The 2,520-nt window shown below is 43.8% G+C and carries 1 protein-coding gene and 1 pseudogene; one reads left to right on the forward strand and one right to left on the reverse strand.

What is annotated here, in order from left to right; genetic code table 11:
- Nucleotides 1-231: pseudogene (locus QZL66_RS02715) on the reverse strand (hypothetical protein); the annotation flags it as partial.
- A gap of 276 nt (nt 232-507) precedes the next feature.
- Between QZL66_RS02715 and QZL66_RS02720 the strand changes: the two are divergent.
- A partial coding sequence (locus QZL66_RS02720) for a leucine-rich repeat domain-containing protein (RefSeq protein WP_293601795.1) occupies nt 508-2,520 on the forward strand: 2,013 nt, incomplete at its 3' end.

Consider the following 2,520-nt stretch of genomic DNA (forward strand, 5'->3'; position numbering starts at 1 on the left):
CATATATTTCTTGTGAAGACAGGTTCTCAGAGATTCTTCCGGGCTGCGTTCGCCGCAGCCAATATCAAGGCTTCCTATTTTTACTTTTCTGATCCAGCCGTACAGCATATTTACGGGTATCTGAAGTTCATTCGCTGCTTTTACCGCACCTATCTTTTTTGCAAGCTTTACTGCCTGCACTTTGTACGCATTTTCATATTGTTTATTTTTTGACATTCCTTTTTCCTTCATTTCTTCCTTTTCCTATTTTATTCCTTTGAGGTTAGGGTGTCAAGTTTTATTATACTACATCATTCTGTTCATAGCGAAAAAGTGATACAATAGCCACTTTGCTCTAGCTTCCAAAATTTGAACGAAATCTCAAAAAACTCGTCCTTTTTCTTGACAAAGAATATTCGATCATGTTATAATAGTTCTATCAAGAATATGTAATATATTCGAAAACGAAGGAGGCATATTATGAAGAAACAATGGAAACGGCTGGCTGCCCTTTCGTCGGCAGCAGTCATGGCGGCGGGAACGCTGCTGTACTTCCCGACCGATACCCTGCAAAATATCTCGTGGGGGATCACGGCGAGTGCGGAGGAAACAGGTGCAGGGACAGAATCAGGATCGCAGACATGGAACGAAGATGACGGTCTGACCTGGACACTGGACGCCGACGGCACAATGACCATCAGCGGCGAAGGAACGATGAAGAGCTATCGTTTGGACGATAGCCCTGCAACCCAGAAGGAAGACAGCGTAAAAAAAGTTGTGATTAAAGATGGCGTCACAAGCATCGGAGATTATGCATTTTGGAATTGCAGCAACTTAACCAGCATCACGATTCCAGACAGTGTCACCAGCATCGGAGTTTCTGCGTTTGAAAGTTGCAGCCAATTAGCAAGCATTGAAATTCCGAGTAGTGTCACCAGCATTGGAAATTCTGCGTTTGAAAGTTGCAGCCAATTAGCAAGCATTGAAATTCCGAGTAGTGTCACAAGCATCGGAGAGCGTGCATTTAAGAATTGCAGCCAATTAGCAAGCATCGAAATTCCGAAAAGTGTCACCAGCATCGGAAAATATGCGTTTTCTGGTTGCAGTGGCTTAACCAGCATCACGATTCTGGGTGGTGTCACAAGCATTGGAGATTTTGCGTTTTCCAGTTGCAGCCAATTAGCAAACATTGAAATTCCGAGTAGTGTCAAAAGCATTGGAAATTCTGCGTTTGAAAGTTGCAGCCAATTAGCAAGCATTGAAATTCCGAGTAGTGTCACCAGCATTGGAAATTCTGCGTTTTGGAATTGCACCGGATTAACCAGCATCACGATTCTGGGTGGTGTCACAAGCATTGGAAATTTTGCGTTTAGGTATTGCAGAAGCTTAGCCAGCATCACGATTCCAGACAGTGTCACCAGCATTGGAGTGGTTGTGTTTGATAGTTGCACCAACTTGAAAACCATTTCTCTGAGCTGTAAATCCACATTGAAAAAAAGTGATTTCGGTGCTCAAGCGAATTTGGTTTCCTCATCGCACACATTAAATAAAACAGAAGCAAAAGCTGCGACCTGTACCGAAAACGGCAATAAGGACTACTGGACTTGTGAGCATTGTAAGAAATATTTCTTATCAGATGATACCAATCCAGAAACGGCTAAGGCAGTCGAACAGTCAGAATTTATCATTCCTGCTCTGAACCACAAAAACACCACCATTCGTAATGCATCAGAACCGACAGAAACAGCCCCTGGCTATTCCGGCGACCGCTATTGTTCAGACTGCGATATACTTTTGAAAAAAGGGTATACTTACTGGAACGAAGACAACCTGACCTGGACACTGGACGCCGACGGCACACTGACCATCAGCGGTACAGGGGCGATGAAAGATTATGATACTGATGATAGTCCTGCAACCCAGAAGAAAGACAACGTAAATAAAGTTGTGATTGAAAATGGCATCACAAGTATTGGAGCTTATGCATTTTACGATTGCAGCAGTTTAACAAGCATTAAAATTCCAGAAGGTGTCACAAGCATCGGAGAGGGTGCGTTTTACGATTGCAGCAGCATGACAAGCATCACGATTCCAGGTAGTGTCACAAGCATCGGAGAGGGTGCGTTTCAGGGTTGCAGCATCTTGACAAGCATTACGATTCCAGGTAGTGTCATAAACATCGGAGATGCTACGTTTTCCGGTTGCAGCAGCTTGGCGAACATCACGATTCCAAATAATGTCACAAGCATCGGAGATTCTGCGTTTTTTAAATGCAACAACTTAACCAGTGTCGAAATTCCAGAAAATGTCACAAGCATCGGAGATGCTACGTTTTCCGGTTGCAGCAGCTTGGCGAACATCACGATCCCAAATAATGTCACAAGCATCGGAGAGGGTGCGTTTGCCGGGTGTGACAAGTTAACTAGCATCGAAATTCCGAGTGGTGTCACAAACATCGGAGATGCTACGTTTCAGGATTGCAGCGGTTTAACAAGCATTGAAATTCCGAGTAATGTCGAAAGCATCGGAAATTATGCGTTT

It is taken from the genome of Ruminococcus sp. CAG:330 (genome assembly GCF_000437175.1).
Lineage (GTDB): Bacteria > Bacillota > Clostridia > Oscillospirales > Ruminococcaceae > Ruminococcus_C.